General features: G+C 54.0%; 21 protein-coding genes. 10 read left to right on the top strand and 11 right to left on the bottom strand.

Features of this window, described 5'->3' with window-relative positions; all coding sequences use genetic code 11:
- Positions 1 to 37: 37 nt before the first annotated feature.
- From AC5DDB_RS09805 to AC5DDB_RS09770, 8 genes are all read left to right on the top strand, one after another.
- Positions 38 to 1501, top strand: coding sequence for an aldehyde dehydrogenase family protein (locus AC5DDB_RS09805; RefSeq protein WP_491739538.1), 1464 nt, complete (start codon positions 38 to 40; stop codon positions 1499 to 1501).
- A gap of 12 nt (positions 1502 to 1513) precedes the next feature.
- Positions 1514 to 1798 (top strand): EutN/CcmL family microcompartment protein, encoded by a 285-nt coding sequence (locus AC5DDB_RS09800; RefSeq protein ID WP_491739537.1) that lies wholly within the window; start codon positions 1514 to 1516, stop codon positions 1796 to 1798.
- Positions 1799 to 1809: 11 nt separating this feature from the next.
- The gene (locus AC5DDB_RS09795) at positions 1810 to 2508 is read left to right on the top strand and encodes an RpiB/LacA/LacB family sugar-phosphate isomerase (protein ID WP_491739536.1); all 699 of its coding nucleotides are present in this window, start codon (positions 1810 to 1812) and stop codon (positions 2506 to 2508) included.
- A 4-nt stretch (positions 2509 to 2512) separates the two neighbouring features.
- Positions 2513 to 2794 (top strand): EutN/CcmL family microcompartment protein, encoded by a 282-nt coding sequence (locus tag AC5DDB_RS09790; protein WP_491739535.1) that lies wholly within the window; start codon positions 2513 to 2515, stop codon positions 2792 to 2794.
- 33 nt (positions 2795 to 2827) lie between these two features.
- Positions 2828 to 3712: a class II aldolase/adducin family protein gene (locus AC5DDB_RS09785; RefSeq protein ID WP_491739534.1), complete on the top strand. Its 885-nt coding sequence runs from the start codon at positions 2828 to 2830 to the stop codon at positions 3710 to 3712.
- Between the two features lie 122 nt (positions 3713 to 3834).
- Positions 3835 to 4758, top strand: coding sequence for a malate dehydrogenase (locus tag AC5DDB_RS09780; RefSeq protein ID WP_491739533.1), 924 nt, complete (start codon positions 3835 to 3837; stop codon positions 4756 to 4758).
- Between the two features lie 89 nt (positions 4759 to 4847).
- Positions 4848 to 6023, top strand: coding sequence for a beta/alpha barrel domain-containing protein (locus tag AC5DDB_RS09775; RefSeq protein ID WP_491739705.1), 1176 nt, complete (start codon positions 4848 to 4850; stop codon positions 6021 to 6023).
- A gap of 52 nt (positions 6024 to 6075) precedes the next feature.
- Entirely contained in the window at positions 6076 to 6282 is a 207-nt protein-coding gene (locus AC5DDB_RS09770; protein WP_491739532.1) for a hypothetical protein, read from the top strand.
- Here the strand turns inward: AC5DDB_RS09770 and AC5DDB_RS09765 are convergent.
- From AC5DDB_RS09765 to AC5DDB_RS09750, 4 genes are all read right to left on the bottom strand, one after another.
- Positions 6254 to 7093: a DUF1573 domain-containing protein gene (locus tag AC5DDB_RS09765; RefSeq protein ID WP_491739531.1), complete on the bottom strand. Its 840-nt coding sequence runs from the start codon at positions 7091 to 7093 to the stop codon at positions 6254 to 6256. The two genes, AC5DDB_RS09770 and AC5DDB_RS09765, sit on opposite strands and share 29 nt — an antisense overlap.
- 96 nt (positions 7094 to 7189) lie before the next feature.
- Positions 7190 to 7588 carry a hypothetical protein gene (locus AC5DDB_RS09760; RefSeq protein ID WP_491739530.1) on the bottom strand — a complete coding sequence of 133 codons (399 nt, stop codon included), beginning with the start codon at positions 7586 to 7588 and terminating at the stop codon, positions 7190 to 7192.
- Between the two features lie 6 nt (positions 7589 to 7594).
- A complete protein-coding gene (locus tag AC5DDB_RS09755) occupies positions 7595 to 8368 on the bottom strand; it encodes a hypothetical protein (RefSeq protein ID WP_491739529.1) in 774 nt (257 codons plus the stop codon).
- A 234-nt stretch (positions 8369 to 8602) separates the two neighbouring features.
- Positions 8603 to 9310, bottom strand: coding sequence for a 3-keto-disaccharide hydrolase (locus AC5DDB_RS09750; RefSeq protein ID WP_491739528.1), 708 nt, complete (start codon positions 9308 to 9310; stop codon positions 8603 to 8605).
- A 270-nt stretch (positions 9311 to 9580) separates the two neighbouring features.
- On the opposite strand from AC5DDB_RS09750, the gene AC5DDB_RS09745 reads away from it, so the two are divergent.
- Positions 9581 to 10822 (top strand): GTPase family protein, encoded by a 1242-nt coding sequence (locus AC5DDB_RS09745; RefSeq protein ID WP_491739527.1) that lies wholly within the window; start codon positions 9581 to 9583, stop codon positions 10820 to 10822.
- Positions 10819 to 12390: a GTPase family protein gene (locus tag AC5DDB_RS09740; RefSeq protein ID WP_491739526.1), complete on the top strand. Its 1572-nt coding sequence runs from the start codon at positions 10819 to 10821 to the stop codon at positions 12388 to 12390. Before AC5DDB_RS09745 ends, AC5DDB_RS09740 begins: the two co-directional genes overlap by 4 nt.
- On the opposite strand, the gene AC5DDB_RS09735 is transcribed toward AC5DDB_RS09740, so the two are convergent.
- The 7 genes from AC5DDB_RS09735 to AC5DDB_RS09705 all read right to left on the bottom strand — a co-directional run bounded on the left by AC5DDB_RS09735 (position 12358) and on the right by AC5DDB_RS09705 (position 22507).
- A complete protein-coding gene (locus tag AC5DDB_RS09735) occupies positions 12358 to 12939 on the bottom strand; it encodes a DUF309 domain-containing protein (RefSeq protein ID WP_491739525.1) in 582 nt (193 codons plus the stop codon). The two genes, AC5DDB_RS09740 and AC5DDB_RS09735, sit on opposite strands and share 33 nt — an antisense overlap.
- The gene (locus AC5DDB_RS09730) at positions 12939 to 14501 is read right to left on the bottom strand and encodes a LamG-like jellyroll fold domain-containing protein (protein ID WP_491739524.1); all 1563 of its coding nucleotides are present in this window, start codon (positions 14499 to 14501) and stop codon (positions 12939 to 12941) included. The genes AC5DDB_RS09735 and AC5DDB_RS09730 overlap by 1 nt, the downstream gene beginning before the upstream one ends.
- A complete protein-coding gene (locus AC5DDB_RS09725) occupies positions 14498 to 15019 on the bottom strand; it encodes a sigma-70 family RNA polymerase sigma factor (protein ID WP_491739523.1) in 522 nt (173 codons plus the stop codon). Before AC5DDB_RS09725 ends, AC5DDB_RS09730 begins: the two co-directional genes overlap by 4 nt.
- 68 nt (positions 15020 to 15087) lie before the next feature.
- Positions 15088 to 17709: a DUF1559 family PulG-like putative transporter gene (locus AC5DDB_RS09720; protein WP_491739522.1), complete on the bottom strand. Its 2622-nt coding sequence runs from the start codon at positions 17707 to 17709 to the stop codon at positions 15088 to 15090.
- Between the two features lie 208 nt (positions 17710 to 17917).
- Complete coding sequence (locus AC5DDB_RS09715) at positions 17918 to 19513, bottom strand: hypothetical protein (RefSeq protein WP_491739521.1); 1596 nt, start codon at positions 19511 to 19513, stop codon at positions 17918 to 17920.
- A 29-nt stretch (positions 19514 to 19542) separates the two neighbouring features.
- Positions 19543 to 21552: an ArnT family glycosyltransferase gene (locus AC5DDB_RS09710; protein ID WP_491739520.1), complete on the bottom strand. Its 2010-nt coding sequence runs from the start codon at positions 21550 to 21552 to the stop codon at positions 19543 to 19545.
- Positions 21521 to 22507, bottom strand: coding sequence for an NAD-dependent epimerase/dehydratase family protein (locus tag AC5DDB_RS09705; protein WP_491739519.1), 987 nt, complete (start codon positions 22505 to 22507; stop codon positions 21521 to 21523). Before AC5DDB_RS09705 ends, AC5DDB_RS09710 begins: the two co-directional genes overlap by 32 nt.
- Between the last annotated feature and the right edge of the window lie 161 nt (positions 22508 to 22668).

The raw sequence follows: 22668 nt of genomic DNA, 5'->3' as shown, positions 1-22668 counted from the left end.
CGTCTGTTATCGCGATATCTACAAATCAGGTCTCACAATGGTCCAAGCAAACGAACAAGCCATTCGCCAAGTCGTCGAGGAAGTTCTCGCAAAGCTCGGCAAGCAGCCTTCTGCACGCCCCGGTATTCGTCATCAGATCTCGCAGCCGAGCCCTGCAAGTTCATCGGGGCAATTCGGTGTGTTTGCAGATGCCGAATCCGCGATCGCAGCTGCCAAGTCTGGCTATGAGCAGCTCTGCAAAGCTCCAATGGCTGCTCGCAAGAAGATCATTGAAATTGTCAAGCAGACATGTCTCGAACAAGCTGAAGAACTTGGGCGTCTTGAGTTCGAAGAAACTCAGATTGGTCGACTTGAGCACAAGATCGAGAAGCTCAAGATCATTAAAGATGTGCCAGGGACGGAATGGCTGCGTGCCGACTGTGTAAGTGGTGACAACGGACTGACCGTGACCGAGTATGCCCCGTTTGGTGTGGTCGGTGTCATCACGCCAGTGACCCACTCCCTCCCGACACTCGCGGGAAACATTGTGAACATGGTCGCAGCCGGGAATTCACTCGTCTGTAACCCTCACCCAAGTGGACGTCGGATCGCCGCCGAAGGTGTTCGTCGTTTCAATCAACAGATCGAGCAACAAACCGGGCTACGAAACGTCGTAACAATTGTTGCGGAGCCCACGCTTGAGTCGGCTGAAGAAATCTTCAATCACCGGGATGTCAGATTGCTCTGCGTTACCGGTGGCCCTGGTGTTGCACGAGCGGCACTTGCTAGTCGCAAAAAGGCAATTGTCGCCGGTCCGGGTAACCCACCGGTGGTTGTGGACGAAACCGCTGATCTCGAACGTGCCGCGATTTCCATCGTTGCCGGTGCCGCCTACGATAATAACTTGCTCTGCATTGGCGAGAAGGAAGTCTTCGCCGTCAACGCGATCTTTGACCAACTGCTGAACTCCGTTGAGAAACACGGAGGTTACCGGCTCTCACCGTCGCAGTTTGCAGAAATGACAGCCGTTGCTTTCAAGACCGTCCAGGATCCTAAGACTGGAAAACCCAAAACTGCACTGAACCGTGATTTGATCGGTAAGGATGCATCGTTCCTTGCCCAGCAAATCGGTCTGAGTATTCCTAAGGAAACTCAAATCCTGTTTGCCGAGTGCGATGAATCCAACCCGTTCGTCGCTGAAGAACAAATGATGCCCTGCGTTCCGTTCGTGCGTGCTCGAGACGCCTATCATGCGGTTGAGCTGGCAAAACACTACGAACATGGTTTTGGGCACACGGCGATTATTCATAGTCGAAACGTCGACACCATGACACACATGGGTCGGGAAATGAACACCACGTTATTCGTGAAAAACGGTCCTTCGATGGCCGGCCTGGGGTTGGGAGGCGAGGGTTATCTCTCATTCAGCATCGCCACTCCGACAGGCGAAGGCGTCACGAATCCGTTGACCTTTACACGCCAACGTCGATGCGTCCTCGCTGGCGCGTTGAATGTGGTCTAGAAGTAGTCCCCGATGAATGTTGCCAAAGTCGTTGGACACGCGACAGCCAGCGTGAAACACCAGAGCATGCAAGGGTGGCGATTACTAGTCGTTCAACCTCTTGGTATGCACGACAGCATTGATGGCTATCCATTCCTAGCAATTGACAAACTTGGTAGTGCGATTGGTGATCATGTCCTCATCACAAGCGACGGTAAAGAAGTTCGGATGATGATGGATTCGGACCAAACTCCTGTCCGGTGGGCAGTGATTGGTATTGTCGATCCTACTCATTCGCAGTCAGCAGCTAAAAACTGAAAGGTATCCCTGTGGTCCGGTCGGATGTTGATTCCGAATTCATCGACCAAGTCGTACGCGACGTTCTCAAGCGTATCGATTTCGGTGACGCACGTTCGAGCGAAAACAACCGAACCAATGGTCAGCCTGTCAAAGCCAATTCAGAAGTTGCGACGCGTCTGAGCAATTCGGTACTGACAGAGGACATCCTTAAGGGACTCAAACTCACCCGCCAGGTTCTCGTCTCGGAACGAACGATCCTCACACCATCGGCAAAAGATTACCTTCGCCGCAAAAACATCACATGGTCACGGACATCCGCTTCGCAGTTAGCTTCCGAGCAAGAATCGGCGCGATGGTCGGTGCTGCTCCTGAATGATGCACCGCGAATTCAGCCTGTGATCAAAGACATGCAGAACGTCTCTTTGGAACTGGTGAGTTCTAACTCTGAAGCTGTTGCTCAGACGATTTCGAAGATTTGCCGGGCTAGTTCATCGGGTGTACTCATCTGCACAGAGAATGTCTATGAAGTTGCCTGTCGTGTGAATCGTCAGCCCAAAGTACGTGCGGCGGTCGTCAGCACCCCTGAAGAGGTACGGGCAACACAAACTCAGATCCAAGCCAATGTGTTCTGTATTCATACGAAACCAGTTCCGTTGTATACCGTGCGAAACTTGATCCGAGAGATCACTCAATCCGCACCGCCAACATTTCAAAAGTGGGGTGACTAGCACGATGCGAATTGGCGAAGTCATTGGAAAACTCACGCTGTCCGAATGCCATCCGTCCCTAGTTGGTGCCAGGTGGGCAGTTGTTGTTCCCTTGATGCTTGAAGGGATCAACGATTCCACCCAAGGACGCGGCGAGCCAATAGTTGTTTATGATGAACTCATGGCTCATGAAGACGCGAAAATTGCTATCAGTGAAGGTGCGGAAGCAGCTGCACCGTTTCACCCGGACACAAAACCGATCGACGCCTATAACGCGGCTATTCTCGATCATATTGAAGTCATTTAGCCAGAAACCTAGTACACGAAAGTAACCAGTTCTATGTATCACCCACTCTTTAATAATCCAGAAATCAAAGAGCAGATCTGTGAGATTGGCCGACGCGTTTATGACAAAGGTTTCGCCGCGGCTAACGATGGAAACATTTCCTTCAAAGTTGGAGACAATGAAGTTCTTTGTTCTCCCACTATGATCTGCAAGGGCTTCATGAAACCGGAAGATATCTGTATGGTCGATCTCGACGGCCAGCAACTTGCCGGTGAACGGAAACGAACGAGTGAGATTCTTCTTCACCTCACGATCATGAAACATCGCCCGGATGTGAAAGCGGTCGTGCACTGTCATCCGCCGCATGCAACTGCGTTTGCCGTTGCCCGCGAGCCGATCCCTCAGTGTGTGCTTCCGGAAATCGAAGTATTCATGGGCGAGGTACCACTTGCTCCCTATGAAACTCCTGGCGGGCAAGCGTTCGCTGATACTGTGGTTCCGTTCTTGAAGAGTACGAACACAATTATTCTGACAAACCACGGGACCGTCAGTTTCGGGAAGACATTAGAAGAGGCCTACTGGAAGACTGAGATCCTCGACGCATATTGCCGAATCCTGCTGCTTGCTAAACAGCTTGGTCCGATTCAGTACCTCGACCAACGCGAGTCGACCGAGTTGCTAGATCTCAAAAAGAAACTAGGCTTTGACGATCCGCGATTTCACGTCGAAGACTGCGATCTCTGTAGTAACAGTGCGTTCCGCGATGGATATCAAGAAAAGATGCCCCAGCAACGCGCTTTTGAACCGGCTCCGCAGTACCCAGGTTACTTGCAGGCCCAATCGAACTCGCAGGCCAAGTCAAACGGCCAAGCATCGATGGACACGGAAGCGGTTGTCCAAGCAATTACCGAGCAAGTCATGGCCGCCATGCAACGCTAGACCGCATCGCAGTACGAAAACGCCTTTGACTTTCGGCCAACACGGGACAGAAACCGCAACGGTTAGGATTGAACGACTCACGCGGTTACTAGCTCGGTGAACTTCATATATAGGTAGACATCATGAAGGTTAGTATTATTGGGGCCGGTGGCCTTGTCGGTTCCTGTGCCGGATTTGCGTTGCAAGCAGGTCAAGTCGTTCGCGAGATCGTAATGATCGACGTGAATCGAGAAGCGGCCGAAGGGCAAGCACTTGATCTCATCCATGGTGCATCGTTTCTGGCAGATCAAGTCATCTACGCAGCGGGCACGGAAGCTGTTGTCGATAGCGACGTCATCGTCATTACGGCGGGTTTGCGGAGAAAACCCGACGAGAGTCGACTCGATCTCATCAATCGCAACGTCGAACTGTTCCGGAAGATTCTGGCAGATATCAAAACGCACGGACACAAACCTGATGCGACTGTGTTCGTGGTTTCCAATCCGGTCGATGTCTTGACGTACCTAGCTGTTCGTGAGCTTTCACTTTCGCCCGAACGAGTGATTGGTCTTGGAACGGTGCTCGACACGACTCGACTGCGAGGGATGTTGTCGCTGCAATTGGAGGTTCCTCCGACACAAGTCTCGGCAATGATGCTGGGTGAGCATGGTGACAGCATGGTTGCCATGTGGTCGGCCGCTCAGATTGCCGGTTTGCCGATCGACAAGTTTCCTGGTGTCACGCCTGGCCTTCTCCAAGATGTGGAACGTCGCACGCGGGGCAGCGGAGCGGAAGTCATCAAGAAGAAAGGTGGAGCCGGTTTCGCAGTGGGTGTTTCAATTGCCGAAGTTGTGCATAGCATCGCTTTGGATCAACGACGAATTCTTCCGGTATCGTCATTGCAGACGGGTGCATATGGCATCCATGAAGTCTGTCTGTCTGTGCCGACGGTCGTGGGACGTGCGGGTGTGATGGAGCAAATCGAAATCGATCTGTGGCCCAAGGAACGAATGGGACTCGTCAATTCCGCCGGTGTGTTGCGTGAGACGATTCAGAAAGTCCTGTAATCCAGACTTGAAGTGAACTCTCAAGACGCTCCGCTGAGAACTCTATTGACGCCGAACTGTCCGTGAGCCGATTCATGAGTGATGTGCCGATGAAATCCTTGGATTGGAAGCTTAGCGACATCCATGCGAACCCTTCGACTTCTAAGGAGTTTATCATTGCCGATGCCAAAGATGCTGACATGGCATTCGGCATCGGTGCCCCTGGTGTATCGCCGGAACGCCATGACGGCGAATTGCGTTTCAAGACACTGGCAGAGTACCGCGAGCAAATTCGTCAGGTCATCCGACAAGGTATCGTCGATATCGTTTTGATGTCGACGAGCACGAGTGAAGTCTTGACGCTTCAAGAGAACCTATTCGACGGGTCCCACGTCACGCCAGCGATTCGGGCCAACGATACTACCGATGTCCATGTTTTTCGGGGAAGTCGTATCGGTGAGGCGGCTGCCAAACCGTTCCGCACGACTCAGCTCGATCACGCTCAGTGCGGACACCTCGACTGCGAACCGCAAGAACGGTCTCGGGGGGCGAATCTTGGTCTATACTCTGTGACCTTTAACAATGACTGCGAACTCGATCTAGCGACACTCGAAGCCTACAACGAGTTTCGTGTCGAAGCCGAGCGGAAAGGGTTTCGCCATTTTTTGGAAGTTTTCAATCCCAATCTTCCAAAAGCAATCACCGAGGAACAGCGACCGAATTTCATCAATGATGTCATCGCCCGAACTCTTGCAGGTGTTGCCTCAGCAGGACGACCGATCTTCCTGAAGATCGCCTACCAAGGTCCACGGGCGATGGAGCAACTGGTTGCCTACGATCCTCATTTGATTGTCGGCGTCTTAGGTGGTGCAGCGGGGACGACGCTCGATGCATTCCAGTTATTGCACGATGCCAAAAAATACGGGGCGAGGGCGGCACTGTTCGGACGAAAAATCAACCAGGCCGAATGCCAGCTTGCGTTTATCGAGTTTCTCCGTTACATCGCTGATGGCTTGCTCGAACCTCAAGAAGCTGTCCGAGCTTACCATGCGGTGCTCGAAAAACTCGGCATCCCACCGCATCGGTCGCTAGAGGACGATTTAGTGCTGCAGGCGACTCAAACGAGCTATGGGGAAAGCAAAGACCAACCCACCGGATCAGAAACCAAATCACCCGCCGCTCCGTCGGCAAAACCGAAGCACGCCGCGCCCGACTTCGGTCGCATGTCTTCACAAGAAAAGGCAGACTATTTCCGTCAACGGCTTGGCAGTATCAAGAATCCGTAATTTCCGTCCGGTTGTTCAACGTTGACAAGGCACGGAAAAAGGAACGACCCGCATGGACGAATGGGACGACGAGACCACCGACACTGTCAACTGCGAGAACTGCGGCGAAGAAGTCTACGAAGATGCCGAACAGTGTCCGTACTGTGGATGGTACGTTACGCAAACGACATCGACGTTCGACGGCAAACCGTTTTGGTTCGTCCTATTAGGGATTGCCGGAATCGTCGCTGTCATTGCGGTTTTAGGTGGCGTTCTTTGACGGTCGTCTTCGCCTGAGGGGTTTGCGGTTTTCCGACGATCTGAATGGGAATCCATAGCGTAGGATAGGTTTCGTCGTCGGTCTCGACTTTGACGACACCTTCCTGCAACCCAGCGGGAACTTCTCCCGCAACCTTGACCGCAATCTCCGCCTGCGGTCCGGCGACTTTCTCTTCTGCCGACAAATGATTGACTTGAACATCGACGAAGCTCGACTTGCAACTTGCTCGCAGTACGGTTAGTGGTTGCTTACGGAAATCGCTGACGGTGAAAGTTTGCGTCGTAGGTTGGTTGCTGAATTGATAGAAGGTCAATGCCCGGGGTGAAATTGTGACCCGCTGTTCAGGAAGTTCGAGCTTGAAAAGAAGCTTCGTTTGTCTTGGTTCCGGGTCTTCGTAATTGACGGTCAGCCAATACTCTTTCGGTCCCGACTCTTGCGTCGCCGCATCGGAGCGAAGGTAGAATGTCCCAGCTTCACCAGGTGCGTAAGTTGTTTTCTCGATCTTGGGTTGCAAGCATCCACAGCTTGGTTCGAGCTTGGTGATCGTCACTGGTTCATCGCCGGTATTGCGAAAACCAAAGCGTGCTTGGACAACTTTCGCAGCCGGGACTTTACCAAGATTGACCGCATATTGATCGAAGGTTAAGCCTGGCCGATCGACCACTCCAGCGGATTCCGTGGGTCTTGCGCCCGCCTGTCGAAAGCCGATCGACACGAAACATGGAATCGCAACGGCCAATAGGCAGACCGCTTTGGCAGCGAAATTCCTGGTAAACCAACCTTGTGATATGGTGGACGAGGTCTGTGTCATGCTCGTCAATCCCGGAGTGGAGAGTGCAAACCGTGAGAAACCGCTGGAAACCAGCGGCCGACGGCTTTTAGCACATCCCTTCGGATGGGAGCAATGTCAGTCTTTCTGTGGCGGTTCCGGCTGAACCAACCAGCTCTTTTGGCCCATTGTGAGATAAATGGCCTCTTCACGCATCACGCGACACATGCGTGACAGAAATTGCACGAAGTCGGAGAGATTCTCCTGGCCACGAAAACTGACTTCATAGCGAGCATTTTTGTCACGGAAAATTTTGCTCCGTCGGTGTTGTCGCCAGAATCCTTGGGTATCGCTGATTTCCAACGTGTAAGCGTTGAAGTGGCCAATCAGGAATGCTTCAAACATCGCACGCGGCGTTTTGCCATTGGTTCCGAATTTCTCTTCATCGAGCTTCACAATCGGCACATAAAACACGGCTACCTCACCGATGTATACCAACGAACGGGCGTGCGAGAGTTGCAGATCGATGAAGTCCATATGACATCAATCCTGATCGGGGTCAGCTGGTTCTCGGTTCGCCATGAGACGTGAAAATCGGATCGGCGATTTGACAGCCCGACTACGAAACTGTAGTGGTGCCGAGTTTGCCAAGAGTCGTGCGGAAGACGGTAAGACTGTGGTCAAGCTGACTGCGATCTCATCATGACATAAAATGGCGGGTGAAAAGTGGCAGTCAACCGTCGAATAGGCGGTCCGTAGTGACCGATAGAGCATTTGATTGCGAACGCTCGCCTCTTTTCCAAGGTGCTCTTCCGAGAAATCGCGAGCACGTTCGGGTTCGTGAGCGTACCGATGCCAATCCACAGGAGCTGTCGTGATGCCCAGCAAAACGTCCGTCCAGCGTTCGCATTTCCGACGCATGACGTCGATTTCGCTAATCGCACGCGGCGATTCATCGGACTGCTGAAGCATCCAAGTCATTGCACGATGCCGCGCAGACTGGTGCAGTTGGAATGCTTCGTGTGCTGCGGCGGCAATTTCGGCATCGTCGGTTCGATGGCCAAATGCGTGAAACACACCGCTCCACACACTGGTGAGCATTTCGGTCACGAAGACTTCGGCGATGATTGGTCGAATCTGTTCGACATCACATTTCGCAGATGGAACGATCTGATCCGTCCAGATATCCAGACGGCGACGACAACAATCGCGGTAACGCCCGACAGAACGGGCAATCCGCAACCGGCTGATGTCGTCGATGGTATCGGCTTCCGCGGCTAAATGGCCGGCCAGTTCGGCTGTCTGCCTGAGATTCACGTTGGGTTCCTTGGAGCAACTTCACTCTGCGTGGGGCGACAGTGTTCTATTGGGTTGACCAGAGTCGCAAACATGGTGCCAAGCGAACAGAGAATCAAAAATACGCCAAAAACCCAGCCAGAACCGCTCACGCCGCCTTCAACATGTTGACAAACGTCATCGCTTCGTCGCCTAGAATCACCGTTGGTGGACCCGGCGAGACGTGCCAACACGTTTCCGGTGGGCTTTACCTGATTATTGCGAGACAGGTTTTCCGTTGTCTTCCTTGGATTTCGAAGCGGCGGCAGTTTTTCGGATTTTGATGTCCTTCAACGCTCCACAAGTTGCCCAGGTGGCGAATCCGAATGGTTTGGAGAGTTCGACTTCACTACGAATGGAGACTTTTCGGCCATCGAGTTCCTGATCGACGATTTGCTCATCGTCGATCCACGCCTCAATTTTCTCTTTGGTGACTCGCAGGCGGACTTGGTACCACGTTCCGTTCTTGAATTGGCGATACGACGTGGTCTGATTCTCGGAGGCATCCAACCCATCGATACTGGACAGACCGCATACGCCGCCTCCCCAACCGCCAAGAATCAAACTGCAGGGATCATCGCCGACCGGGAATGTCATTCCGCAAAAGAAATCCGTGCCCGCGACACGTTGGGCTTTCAACTCGACTTCATAATCGATTTTGGGAATCTCTTGCGTGGCTCGGATGCCCGTCATGTAGTTGCCGATTTCGAGGTAGATCGCCCCGTTTTCGACCGTCACATCCCCTTCACCCCCGAACTTCGCAACTTCCCAACCCTTGAGGGTTTTCCCATCGAACAGCGATCGCCATTCCTTTTTTTGGGCGTCTTTCTTTTTGGCAGGGGCATCGTCGGCAAGCATGTTTGCAGAATGCGACAAGACCGCGATGCTGACAATCAGCAGGGCTCGCGTCAATTTTCGAATCATTTCAGAAACTCCGTCGGTGAGTTGTTGATGAGCGGGGGATTTGGGATCGGATCAACTTTTGTCCGGTGGCGTTTCGAAAACCGTAGTTGTTCCACATTCCATCCGGACTCCAAAGACCGTGGTTCGGTCCGCTGAATACTCTCCATCGTACCGACGTCTGTCAGGGGTTCAATGCTGGTACATCGGCAGGCGACAGCACCGCGTCAGTTGGATATAATTTCACACCAGAGCAAACCCGCAAGATGTACCATAGAGGTGAAGCGAAATCTGATGTTTCAAAAAGTCCGCAGTTGGTTTCAGAAACGCGGATTGAGTCCCCGGTCCCACGAGGCGTTCGAAGCCGAACGCACGCGGTTGATGTCGGCGACTCCGGTACCTGTCTTCTGGCTGTTCGGCAAAACCGGCAGTGGGAAAACATCGATCATCAAGTATCTTACCAAGGCGGAACGGGCCACGATCGGCACCGGATTCCGGCCGGAAACCCAGCAATCCCAACGGTATGACTTTCCGTCATCCGAGCAACCATTATTACAGTTCCTTGATACCCGAGGACTTGGAGAAGTTGGATACGATCCGACGGAAGACATCGACAAGTTTGATGATGTCGCCCATTTGATGCTTGTCACAATTCGTGTGACTGACCATGCGTTGGAACCGATGTTGGAACCACTCCGACGGATCCGCAGGGCTAAGCCCGACCGACCGGTGATCCTTGCCGTTACTTGTTTGCATGAACTGTATCCGCCCGAACAAGAACAACACCCCGAACCAGATCCGTTCGGACAATCACCAAACGACGAATGGCAAACTGACCGTCTGCCGGAGCGATTGCGACGGGGGCTTGAAGAACAACGGAATCGGTTTCGAGAATTGGTCGACGTCATCGTTCCGTTGGACTTCACATTGGAGGAAGATGGTTACACGCCGATCGATTTTGGCGGTCATCGGTTACAGCAGGCCTTTATCGACCAGTTGCCCGCCGCCTACCGGCAGACATTCCTTACGATGACCGATGTCATGGGATCTCTCCGGGAACTTCATGAGGAACAGGCAGCACCGTACATTCTCGGTGCATCGACAATGGCAGCAACCGCCGCAGCGGTGCCGTTGCCCTGGGTGGACATTCCGGCCGTCGCGGGGATTCAGTCGGAACTGATTCGTCGGCTCAGTTTGCTCTATGGCAAGAAATTGGACTGGGAACAGTTCCTGCAAATGGCTGGTGCAATGGGCGGTCGGTTGCTGCTTCGGCAAGCCATCCGGGAACCGTTGAAGCTCATCCCGTTTGTCGGGCAGGCTGCGAATGCCGCGTTAGCGTTCGCCTCGACATATGGACTCGGCGAAGCCTGCTGCTGGTATTACGGGCAACGATTGGCCGGGCATTCCCCGACGCAAGCCGAATTGAAGGTCGTCTTGAAAGACCGCATTGCTGAAGCTCACAAATTATGGGCGAAGCACAAATCCGACGGCGAGGCAAGTTCCACGTCCGTGACCGACGAAAAGGAAACACTGTGAGCCGTTGGCGACTGATTCTCGTTTGGACTCTATTGATTCTGCCTTGGCTGATCATCCTGGGATTTGGCACCTATGCGTTGTGGCAAATCGGCTGGACGCGATGGATCTGGTTTCCGATCGCTTTATGCTGGGGATCGGCACTGATCTTGATGCGATTCTGGCGAACCCGCTGGAAGATCTTGCAGTCTCCCAAACCGAAAAATGTTCCGCACTGGACTCCACGCGATCGCGACGCCTGGGCCATCGTCGAGAAGAAAGCTAGGGCAGGGGAGAATCTCGATCAGGAACGATTGCTCCGTCCACAGATGTATTTCGACCTGGCCTTGGAACTGGCAAGCGAACTCGCGGTGGTTTATCACCCCAAGAGTTCCGATCCGGTGGAAAACCTGACCATTCCGGAGATTCTTGCCGCTGCCCAGTTGGTGTTCGAAGACCTTGCGAAAATGGTCGACCAGTACGTTCCCGCGGGGCATCTGCTAACGATCAAACATTGGCGACGTCTCTCGCAGGTCCCCAAATGGTACGAACGGTTCAGTAAAGTTTACTGGCCAGTTTCCGCCGTATTTGCACCGGCCACTGTGGTTGCTCGCTATGCAACTTCACGTATGGTGATTTCTCCCATCAAGGACAACATTCAAGAAAACCTGTTGTCCTGGTTTTACGTTTCCTACGTGCATCGACTCGGGTTTTATGTCATCGAATTGAACAGCGGTCGGTTGGCCGGCGGAGCGGAACGGTTCCGCGACATGATGGACCGCATGAACGAGAACTTCGATGCCACCGGAACTCCCGAAACAACATCGGATACGACATCAGACGTTCCAGAACCTTCGAAACGAAGTGAAATTACGATCTGTCTGGTCGGTCAAACAAATGCTGGCAAGTCGAGTTTGATTAACGCATTACTCGGGGAGCAAAAAGCCCAAGTTGATTTGGTGCCGACGACCTCCACGATCACGCGGTATCAACTTCACCGGACGGAAACCAACGACCACCTAACCGTCCTCGACACGATCGGTTATGCGACCGAGGGGTTCACTGCAAAGCAACGTGATGAGTTGGAGACGGCCCTGAAACAGTCTGACTTGGTCCTGATGGTGATGAATGCCGCCAACCCGGCGAAGCAACCGGACGCGGAAGTCGTCAAGATGTTGCAAGACTGGTTCCAGTCCCGTCGGGATTTGACGCCCATCCCCGTTCTCGGCGTTCTGACCCACATTGATCGTTTACGACCACTCCGCGAGTGGGCTCCGCCATACGAATGGCCGGACGGCGAGCGGCCCAAGGAACTTAGCATTCGTGAGGCGGTTGAGTACCACAATCAGGTCTTGGAGGATCGTGTAGCGGGCGTCATTCCAGTGTGCACCGATGGTGAGCAAGACCGTGTGTTCGGTGTCGAAGAGTATCTGTTACCCGCGATGACACCACTACTCGGCGACGCGAGAGCATCCGCTCTACTACGATCTCTACATCAAGACATTTCCAAGAACAAAGCCGGACGTGTCATGCAGCAGTTTTGGGAAGTCGGAAAAGTTTTACTGAAAGCCGGTCTCAAGAAACGCGATTGAGAGGACCAGCCTCATAGGTAACACGACTCGCCCATTGCGAGTTTCCGTGGTATCGATGATCGGGGAATCGACGATTTCTCTGGCGAATTGAATGACTTCGTTGAGGTTCTGAATGCCGAAATCCTTGGCCAGTTCCCGCGACTCGCTCAACAATTCGATTGCCCGACTCGCGTGACGACCAACACCTACTCCATTCCCCGTTCGGCACTTCACCCCCGCGGCGGCGAGTTTGATCAAGCCCTGTAACAACCTTGCACGCTGTCCTTTTCGACCGCACGCGATCCACAGGCACTCCCATGCCTCGTGGGCTTCCCAATAGTATCCTGCATTGAACAAATCGACTCCGAACAAAAATTCCTCGCGGAACTCTGGGTCTGTCGGGTCACCGGTTGGTTCGGGGCGAACACTTCCAAATGAATGACCAGCCGGATCACTCACCGGATGTGGATGCACGCCAGGAACGAAGGCGTACCCGGGAAACGGACGATCCGGGCAGTATCGCGGCTCAAATTTGGATTCGTGCGCGAAGTGACTTGACGAACTGGGCATTACTTCGGCTCTACCGTTTTCGTCGACTGTCGCATGAGTCGGAAATGCAAACCGTTTCGGCGAATCTCATCGCGTGACAGCTCACGGGAGTAAATCACGATTCCTTCGAGAGTGCCTTTCCAGGGTGTTTCTCCAAGCCAGTCATTTCCGAACACAAGGTATTCGGCTGGTCTCGACGAGAGGTCGAACTCGATATCCCGATGGTCGGCCGCCAACTCCCCGTCGATAAAACATTGCAATCGCTGCGGAGTGATCACAACAACGACATGCTGAGGATCGGTATCAATGAGCCGACCCAAGAACCGACTTTCCGCAGGCGGACCGGGCACTTTGAGACCGAGCGAGTCGCCGTCTTGATAGAACGCCAGAGGTGAGGTCCCGTCATCAGTCGAAAACGCGAGTATAGTCCCGGATTCATCCGGTGAGACATTCTCTGGCAGGATCGTCAACTCGATGGCAAGAATTGGGTCGGTTCGCAGTGCACGAGAGATCGCTTCGCCCGCGGACTGATCCGCTAAAAACGCCCCATTTTCGAAAACCATTTCCCCGGCTTCGAACCGAGCATTTTGACGTGGTCGCAGTGGGAATGGCCCCGCCGGACCGGTCGCGAATACCTGCAAACCTTGTTCGGCGGTAAAAGTCTGTGACGCATCCGGAGGCAACAAAAACACAACGCGATCAGCATTCGACGGCCAAGGCCCTGTTTCAATCGTAATATCTTGCGGTTTAACGTTCGCAATCTGACCACTCAATATTTTCCGAACCGCGTGACCCGGCTCAACGAGAGAAACCTGTGCCAGACCTTCCTCGGCATTGATGATCGTTCGATCCTCGGTGTGTTCTAACCGGAATCGTCCCTTGGCAATTTTTACTGTCACGATTGGAGTCGTGCAATAGACTGCCTGCTGCTGGTCGGTCGTCGGTATGGAGACGGACAACTGACCGTGATCCAAATGAATCTGCGGCTGGCCCGCTGCGTTCTTGGCAATGTGCGCGATACTGTTCGCCGAAAGCTCGAACCGAGTCTTGTCGGACAATTCCATGGTCGTGGTGGAGTCGTCGAGAGTTTCGATCTGATCGCCCGCCACAATCGGCATTCCTGTGACCAATCGGACGCCATGAGCATTCCGCTCCAGAAAGGCGGGCCCGTTGACACTGGCCACAAATCCGATCTTGTTCGCCCATGGCGTTGTTTCCAACCAAGCCAAAAGAACCGCCCAGCATACAGCGAACGCCGAAACGAACACCAGCGTCTTTCGACCAGATGTTTTCGTTTTGGCGGGCAAAGACGCTGAAGTTTCTGCTGGCGCGACCGGTTGCGACTTCACCGCTGTCTGCGCGGCAGTTTCGGAACGAATTCGGCGGTTGACTTGGTCGACGAAACTCTGTCGACTCGGGGAAAATCGACGAGAGAGCAGTTCGGCCAGTAACAGATGATCTTTGAGCCGCTCCGCAATCGCCGATTGTTGCCTTACTTCATTCGACAGCAGTTGGAGTTCGTCGTCAGATAATGCGTCCGGGTCATCGAGAAACAATCGGACCAGTTCGTCGTGTGTATTCATGAGTCGCGTCCCACTCCCCGCGTCACACAGTCTTTGAGACCGCCACGAATTCGAAAGAGCGTTTCGCGAATCATCCCCACGGTCTGGCCCAATGTTCCCGCAATCCGCGTCGCCGGGACATCGGCTTCATAACGCGACTTTAGTAGCGACCGCCGGTCATCGGGAAGTTTCTCAATGCACTCCGTCAGTGTGGTATCGAAATTCGATATCGACAGGGATCGCTGGATTGCCGACGAGGTCTCACTGAGAGACTCCGACAGCGAAAGACGGTTGGGTGAGGCGGCCAACAGTTCCCGTACCAGGTTTTTGGCGATTCCCTTGACCCAAAATTCCGGTGAAGCATCCGGCGGCATACGGTGGAAGTTCCGGTACAACTCCAAGAAGCATCGCGTCGCCAACTCGTCGACCGACGCGGTTGGCACACCCAGACCGGCCAAATAGGAACGAACCGCCGAGTGGGTATCTCGGAGGATCGTCTGAAAACGGTTTTCGTCGGTGTCGTTCAGTGGGGGCAACATTCTTACAGAATATAAAAAGCCCGCCGAGGTGTCGACGGGCAACGAGTTTTGACGAAGATCGTTTCGGTTTAGAAATCGCCGATGATTTCTCCACCGTGAATGGTTGAGAGGGCTTCCATCACTTCGGGATCGATGTTCTCGGAAACGAAGCGGACGGAACCGTCGAGGATCATCATGTTACATCCACCGTTAAATGGACTGCCGATTCCATCGGGACCGTTGATGTACGGCTTTGTCGTTAGGGATCGCAGTGTGCTGTCTCCACCGGCGGCCCATGGTCCGATCTTACCGGACGCTTCCGAAATCCCAACGGTGTTGGAAAGACCGTCGGTCACATCTCGGAAGCTGATTTTCCGATCGTAACCAAACGCACCGACGCGTTTGTCACCTAAAGGCAGCGTCGCAGCGTCTTTGCCGACACCACAAATCCCCACATAGTTTGTGACACCGAAATCACCCTCGACAGGCTCAGGTTGACTCGCCGGATTGATAAGCGCTTCGATCACCGGTCTTGCGAACTCTTTGTTGTGATCGGAGTCCCAAGCCTCATCAGCTTTGATCTGCTCGAAGAGGAAACTTTGTTCGATGAACGGCAGGACATCGTAGATCCAACTCAGACGTTTCTCCGGTTTCAGGTCTGTATTGGGATGTGTGCCGATCGGGAGATGACGGAAAACGTCATGATAATTGTGCAACGCGAGTCCAAGTTGCTTCAGATTGTTCTTCGACTGTGTGCGTCGGGCTGCTTGGCGGGCTTGTTGAACGGCGGGCAATAGCAAAGCCACACCCACAGCCGCCACGGCCACACCACTCCCGCCCCCACTTCCCAGCAACGGAATTGCAGGCAGCGATGTCCGACTATAGCAGTGGAAGCCGTTCTCATCTTTGGTTGTGACAGAAAGATTGGGAAACAGGTTGGCCGCGATCAACTCAGCCGGCGGAATCTCCGCCAATGCGAGATCGAACGGCTGCGGTGCTCCAAACGGCCGATTTCCGTTATCAAACTGATTGACCTGAAAACCCATTGTCGCTTGTTTGATGATGGGAAGCACGACCGGTGCAAATCCTGCCAAGGTCTGGACGCTCTTTTGCGGATCGACATAAACGAGCGACGTAAACTCCTGCGGCAAACTTTCGAAAGCTGCCTGGAATTCTTCGTTCGGTTCCCAATGAGGCAATGTGCCATCAACTCGTAACGAGAACGCCTCGACACTCTGTGGCAAGATCCCGATGACCAACCAGCCATCGACGATGGCATACGAAGGATTCACAATTCCACCGGCAATCTCCAATGTCTTAATCTTCACCCCATGCTTGGTTTTGGATCGTAGACGAAATTCACGAGGCGTGGTTTGCTCGCGAATGACACCGAAGATATGGTCGAGCGTGTCGCTAAGTGTATCCTTATCTTTCACTTGAATGGCAACGGCACTCCCGAGGCCAAACATACCATTGGCTGAGTCCGTGTAGATACAAGCCACCGGTCCGAAAGCGTCAGCAAACTCGGTCTTTGGATCGAAACCGACAATTTGTGGCAAACTTTGTAGTATGCCATCGGTCATTGCGGCTGCATCGGGCGGACCGAATTGACTGAGGCCACGAATGATGTTGATGAGTTCGTCATAGGAACGTGACCAATCCACACTGCACACCGCGAAAGCCTCGGTCGAAGCCGGCAACACGGGCAGGTCTTCGAGTGTCATCAACGGTTGATCGTCGAATGCGAGTAGACCTTTTCGTGGGCCAGGTGCGATCGCGTGAATTTCGCTCCATTGAGCTTTGCCACGGAATCCTGTGCGGAAGCGAATTGGCCCCAGATCTTTAATTCCCAGAACCGTCAAGACATCGTCGACTTGCATGGGCTCGGCTTGGGGATCGCGGTTCGGATTCGGGATCGGCATTTGACCGAATGTGTTGCGGAGTTGACCGAAATCGAACCAGCCTTGAGACACCACGGCGACATCGTCTGCCACTTCCGACTGCAACGATTTCCAAACCGGCGATGCCAACGCGTTCGGTGTCGTTTTCGATGCCACGGAGATCGCCTGATTGATGGCATCCACGCCGACTGCGACCACCAGGTGATCGCCTTCGGTCCACCATCCGAACTCGACCATCGGATTGTCGGGCAGGGTCGCGCTGACGACGGCACGCTGTTCAACTTCGGCTTCACGAAATTCCAAATCTCCAGCACTCGCCTTGCGAATGAACCCACTGATCTCGGGCTCCATTTCCGCCGCACCAGGAAGCACAACCACACCGTATGGCAGCGGTGGACCTTGCATCGCGGGTAGGGCAACAGCCAGCGATACGCCGTTTTCCATCACATGTTCATACAGGTCTGTGAACAAGCTGAAGTCCGCAGCCCCCGGCGGCATCGATCGCATGGCCTGGACTTTGAAGGAATCGACGACTTTCATCACGGCGGGCATCAACCCGGACTCGTAAAGCGATTCGTAAGCAGCGGTTTGTTTCCAGGCTTCTGCGTGTGTGGAACTCCCGGCACAGTGCAACAGGAGCACCGCGTTCTGAGGCAACAACTCGGTCACCGGAACCGTCTTTGCCTCAACTTGCTTCTTCTTCGTGACCGCTTGTTCCTGAGCATCGGTCTTTGGCATGCCGAACAAAAACGCCAGCACCACCGCACTCAACAAGCCTCCCCATGCCCACAATGTTTGTCGCCGCGACATTCCGTTTCTCCACTGGGTGTAGGTTTTGATCCAGACCGTCCGTCAAATTCAGTATACCGTGTGCGGACGGTCAGACTCAACGAATGCAACCCTCCAGAGGCAAAGTCGCTGCAATCGGGGAATTCCCGCATTCTTTTTCGATCGGTCAAGATCACCTCTCAAAGCATGCCGACCAACGCCTTAAGTTCGCGTCGGTGCGTGAGGAGGATCACTTCTTCATTTCAATCGAGAATTGCGTTTCCCCGTGGACGAAGACATAACTCGGTTCACTAGGAACTTCGTAAAGTAGTGTGAGAGTCGGTTTCGCGAGTGTCCAACCCGTCGGCTGTGACGAACCGATCGGTGCGGTTTGCGGCCCCGCTGAAAGCTTCAGTTGGCGATACCCCAGTCCACGGACGAATGTCGCCTCCCCACCGAATGCGACCGCGAATGGTTGATACCGAACGACACCTGGCGTAAACAGCACATAATCGTTGGCGGTGAATTCCTCATCTCCCGAGACCTGAAACTCAATTGCCAAAAATTGGTTTCCCTCACCTGGCGATTGGGGACGACCGGATTGCCAATTTCCGGGACTGTCGGCGACCGAAACCGATCCGGTGCGAAACTGCGCGTCGACCGCCTCGCCGACAATCGGCGATCGAGCGACATAATCGGGCATCCGAGTCTCGGGTGTCGGAAACTTACTCAGTGGCTCGACGGCGTCTGCCAAACTGATCGGTGAAACGCCTGGGAAATGCATATACAACTCCGAAGTTCCCGGCGGATTCGGGAAGAAGATCTGCAACCGCGAAGGTTCCGCAGGATCCACAGGGAAAGTCACGCCGCCCGAAAGCAATCCGAACAATTCCTTGTTCTCGAATCGCTCTCCGGTTTGAATCTCCGAGTTATAGACCGGTTGGTATTTGATACCCATAAAGTCGAAAAACACCGGTCCGCCGCGACCGGTGGGACCAGAATCCGTGGCAATCAACGCCAGATCTTTTCGGCTCAGTGTCACACGACCGGCTTGATCCGGTACGATCTCAACGAGCAGACGAATCGCGTTCGTTTTGTTGCCGGTGATCTCGAGATTCAACCGCTCCGCGTCAACAATTTGCACTGTGTACGACGGGCCTTCATTCATACTCTCGGGGTTGCGAACCCCCGTGGTTTGAGCCATCGACGAAACCGCATCATCTCCAATTTGTGCTTTGAGGGTGCCAAGATCGGGACTTAACGGAAACGCATTCTCGCCGTGTCGTAGAACAGGGCTGGCGACTTTGGGGACATCGTAAAGCAGGACCAGTTGCGGTGTTCCCAACAACACGCGGCGAATTTTGCGACCGTCGTGTTGCGGTTCGTCTTTGGCGGATGGCTGAAGTTCGACGGTCTCGCCAACCAGTTCTTCGACCGAAGCGTAGATCTGCCCCGCCTGACCAAACCCAACAGCATGTGGCTTGTAACGTTTCTGGTCGATTTCAATTTTGTAATCCGCCGGCACAAACTGAGCCTGCTTTTCGACGGGAATCCGAACCAGCAAGAACTCCGGACCGTTCTGAGGTGTGTCGACTTCGCGGATCGGCGGGTCCGGCAAGAGTTGCACCGTTGCGCCACCTTCAACGTAACCGCTCCCGCTTGGAGCCGCGATCAGCGGAGCTTCGACCGGATCCGCCGGCAGCCCCGCTTTTTCTTCTTTCTCGGGTGGGGCTTCCTTCGGTTCTTCGCCGCCACTACATCCGAATGTCAACGTAAGTGAAATAAGACCAACAAACATTCGCATGGGAAATCGCATCAACGCCTCGGAATTTTCAGCGGGTAACATTCGAGAAACCGAATCTAGTTGCAGGGAAGTTAAGTTGGAAACTTGGCGGGTTCCTCGACAATGTAATAGGCCCGCAACCGCTTTTTCCAGAGAAAGCGAGGCTGTCCGACTTCCCGGATACGCACATTCGGCATTCGTAACGCGACCGGTCGGGTGGTGTGTTCTTTCCACTCGATGATGACGGTCTCCCGCAAGCCGTACTTGTTCTTGGCAAGGGAATCGATCAATACATCGTCCCAGGAATTCATCAGAATTTGCCGACCACTCGGCCAAACGCTGCGTATCGTGTATGCCAAACTCGGCGGAATCGGTTGCGATGCCAACACACTCCATTGTTCGACCGATTCGATTGACTCGAAATCGCGACGCACCATCGCTAACACATCATCTTCCAACCGCCGATTCTGGATGCCTCGATAACTCACCACAGCATCCAACGCAAAGATTATGATTAGGCAGATGATCAGAACCAATCGGTGTCTTTGGTCGTGTCGATCGAGAAACTGACGCAGTCGCCAGAGTCCGACGACCCCGACACAACTGACACACAGAGCCAACCAGATCACGATCGCTCGCGGAACTTTCTGTCGGATCTGCGAGAAGGATAGGATCAGGTCTCGCTGACGTTTTTCCACAAGATCGTCATCGATCGAGTCGATCTCGTCGAGAGCCATCGGACCATCTACCGACTCCGCTTGAACCCCACGTGCAAATGCCAGCGGCGATCTTGTGAACCCAAGTTGCGGCGGAACCGCCATCAATAATAACACTGTTACCAAGGTCATCGTGACGACCAAGAACGTCGCCAATCGTCGCTGCGTCACGGCTTCCACGGCACAGGCGGCGAGCAAAATTCCGGCCAGCAGGGTAAAACTTTGCCAAAGTTGGCGAGTTTCGAACGAGACCTGTCCACTTGCCACACAAATGCTCCACAGGATCCAACCGAAAACAAACCAACTCAACAGAAACGCGGCTGGCGGTCGACGGCCGACGACGAAACCGACTCTGCGAACTAACCGCATGCCAGCCAAACAAACGCCGACCAGAACAAACGCCGAAAACGCGGTAAACACTTGCACGTTCGACCACAGCAGTCGATACAGCAGGCCATCGGTATTGGCGGAAGCGTTGTGAATTCGACTGACTGAAGGACCTGTCAGCCATTGCCCGACAAAGTCTCCGCCGTGATACAAAGTCATCCAGATCGACCACCATCCGCCCACAGACAGACTGATCAAAACCATCAAGCCAATTGCACCAAGCGTCACGTTCCTCGCACGTCGTTTCGGTGGCAGACCCGCTCGTTTTCGTTCCAGAGACACATCTTGATTCCAATGGAACCAGTACAGAGCAATCGGAACCAGCACAGCGATTCCCAGCGGACCGCCACTCAAGAGGCAGCCCCCAAGTGCGACCCCGGCTGTCAGCAACGGCCAGGACATCAGTCTCGGTCGATTCTTGAGATGCCGAACGACACCCCAGAACGTCCCGACGCAACACAGCATCGGCAGTGCAATCGGATTCGCAGCCTGAGACATCATCAAGAACGGCCCATGTAACGCCATGATGACGGTAGACCACCATGCCACACGATCGTTCCACAATACTCGCGCTAGCGCGAATGTCGCCAAGACCAACCCGATCGTCGCGCATGCGGATACAAACACGACGATCCATGGTTCGGTGTATCCGGTCAATTGCATGATCCCGGCTGTCAGCCAGCTCACAAGCGGCGGCTGCCAATTCAAGCGAGACTCGTCTAATGACTGATCCGGCCCTAGCAATTCCCGCTCGAAGATCATGCCATCGCCCGCGAAAGCCTCGCGAACTTCCAAGGCACGAAGACCCCATTCGGCATCGATGGGGGAAAAGCTGCGATTCACCACAGCGACCATGACCGGGAAGACAGCCAACAACACCAACAATGGGCGTAACGCGGCAGTCCGATCCAATACAGGAAACAGTCGCTGGGCGGGCGCGGTTGCCAACTCGAGCAAATAGCGGTCGTCAATCGTGGGCAGCGTGGTTTCTCTGTTCACGTTTCCACCGAATGATATCGTCTAGAATCTCACCGAGCGACAAACTTGGTGTCATTCCTAGAACACTCTGCAAACGATCCAAACACGGCACTCGACGACGAACGTCTTCAAAGTCGGCTCCATAGGCCGCATTGTAGGGAAGCGAATCGATCGACAAGCCAGGATCGACCCGTGCCACCACTTGCTCGGCCAATTCACGAATCGAAACCGGTGAATCACCGCCGACGTTAAACACCCGCCCATGAGCCGCCGGAGTGTCGACCAGCCGAATCACACACTCCACCACTTCACGAACATGTGCGAAACAGCGAACTTGGCCACCATCATCGTAAACTACCGGAGGTTCCCCGGCGAGTGCCCGATCGACAAACCGTGGAATGACCATTCCATAATGCCCGACCTGTCGCGGTCCGACCACATTGAAAAACCGCCCGATGACCACAGGCAGGTTGTACTTCCGAGCGTACGCCAACGCGAGAAACTCATCGATCGCCTTGGAACATCCATACGCCCAACGCGGTTTCGCGGTGGAACCCAACACAAGATCATCGTCTTCGGTCCAGGTCTCTTTTGGATTCTTGCCATAGACCTCGCTGGTGGAAGCCAAGAAGAACCGCTGCCCGCCTTGAACCGCCAACTGGAGCAGCAATTCGGTCGGATAGATATTGGTTTCGATTGTCCGTACCGGATCGTCGGCAACGAGTTTCACCCCGACAGCCGCCGCCATGTGATAAACGGTGTCGGTACCGGGTAGGGCGTCGGTCAGGATCGTGCGGTCCGAAATCGAGCCGTGAATCAATCGCAGTCGCGGGTGATCTTTCACCCCGGACAAGTTCTGTTCGCGTCCGGTGGAGAAGTTGTCCAGCACGGTCACCTGATGTCCCATGCCAAGCAGTTTTTCCGTGAGATGGCTGCCGATGAAACCGGCTCCCCCCGTCACCAAGCAGTTACCCATCGTTGTTTCGGCCTTCTCCAGAAATGTCACGTTCAAGCGAAGCCTTACCGTATCGATTCTTGCGTAGCAATCCTAGAGAACCGCCGCTTCCATCGTGTTCAAAGTTTGAAACAGTTCGCCAAGACAATCGGTTCAGAACTCGAAACACCGACCATGATCAA

Source organism: Thalassoroseus sp. (genome assembly GCF_984380535.1).
Note: the sequence above shows the minus strand (reverse complement) of the source record. Positions and strands in the feature narration are given on the sequence as shown.

Bases quoted from the DNA above. Each gene is read 5' to 3' on its own strand.
- AC5DDB_RS09805 (WP_491739538.1), top strand. From the start codon at position 38: ATGGTCCAAGCAAACGAACAAGCCATTCGCCAAGTCGTCGAGGAAGTT.
- AC5DDB_RS09800 (WP_491739537.1), top strand. From the start codon at position 1,514: ATGAATGTTGCCAAAGTCGTTGGACACGCGACAGCCAGCGTGAAACAC.
- AC5DDB_RS09790 (WP_491739535.1), top strand. From the start codon at position 2,513: ATGCGAATTGGCGAAGTCATTGGAAAACTCACGCTGTCCGAATGCCAT.
- AC5DDB_RS09785 (WP_491739534.1), top strand. From the start codon at position 2,828: ATGTATCACCCACTCTTTAATAATCCAGAAATCAAAGAGCAGATCTGT.
- AC5DDB_RS09780 (WP_491739533.1), top strand. From the start codon at position 3,835: ATGAAGGTTAGTATTATTGGGGCCGGTGGCCTTGTCGGTTCCTGTGCC.
- AC5DDB_RS09775 (WP_491739705.1), top strand. From the start codon at position 4,848: ATGAAATCCTTGGATTGGAAGCTTAGCGACATCCATGCGAACCCTTCG.
- AC5DDB_RS09770 (WP_491739532.1), top strand. From the start codon at position 6,076: ATGGACGAATGGGACGACGAGACCACCGACACTGTCAACTGCGAGAAC.
- AC5DDB_RS09765 (WP_491739531.1), bottom strand. From the start codon at position 7,093: ATGACACAGACCTCGTCCACCATATCACAAGGTTGGTTTACCAGGAAT.
- AC5DDB_RS09760 (WP_491739530.1), bottom strand. From the start codon at position 7,588: ATGGACTTCATCGATCTGCAACTCTCGCACGCCCGTTCGTTGGTATAC.
- AC5DDB_RS09750 (WP_491739528.1), bottom strand. From the start codon at position 9,310: ATGATTCGAAAATTGACGCGAGCCCTGCTGATTGTCAGCATCGCGGTC.
- AC5DDB_RS09745 (WP_491739527.1), top strand. From the start codon at position 9,581: ATGTTTCAAAAAGTCCGCAGTTGGTTTCAGAAACGCGGATTGAGTCCC.
- AC5DDB_RS09735 (WP_491739525.1), bottom strand. From the start codon at position 12,939: ATGCCCAGTTCGTCAAGTCACTTCGCGCACGAATCCAAATTTGAGCCG.
- AC5DDB_RS09730 (WP_491739524.1), bottom strand. From the start codon at position 14,501: ATGAATACACACGACGAACTGGTCCGATTGTTTCTCGATGACCCGGAC.
- AC5DDB_RS09725 (WP_491739523.1), bottom strand. From the start codon at position 15,019: ATGTTGCCCCCACTGAACGACACCGACGAAAACCGTTTTCAGACGATC.
- AC5DDB_RS09720 (WP_491739522.1), bottom strand. From the start codon at position 17,709: ATGTCGCGGCGACAAACATTGTGGGCATGGGGAGGCTTGTTGAGTGCG.
- AC5DDB_RS09715 (WP_491739521.1), bottom strand. From the start codon at position 19,513: ATGTTACCCGCTGAAAATTCCGAGGCGTTGATGCGATTTCCCATGCGA.
- AC5DDB_RS09705 (WP_491739519.1), bottom strand. From the start codon at position 22,507: ATGGGTAACTGCTTGGTGACGGGGGGAGCCGGTTTCATCGGCAGCCAT.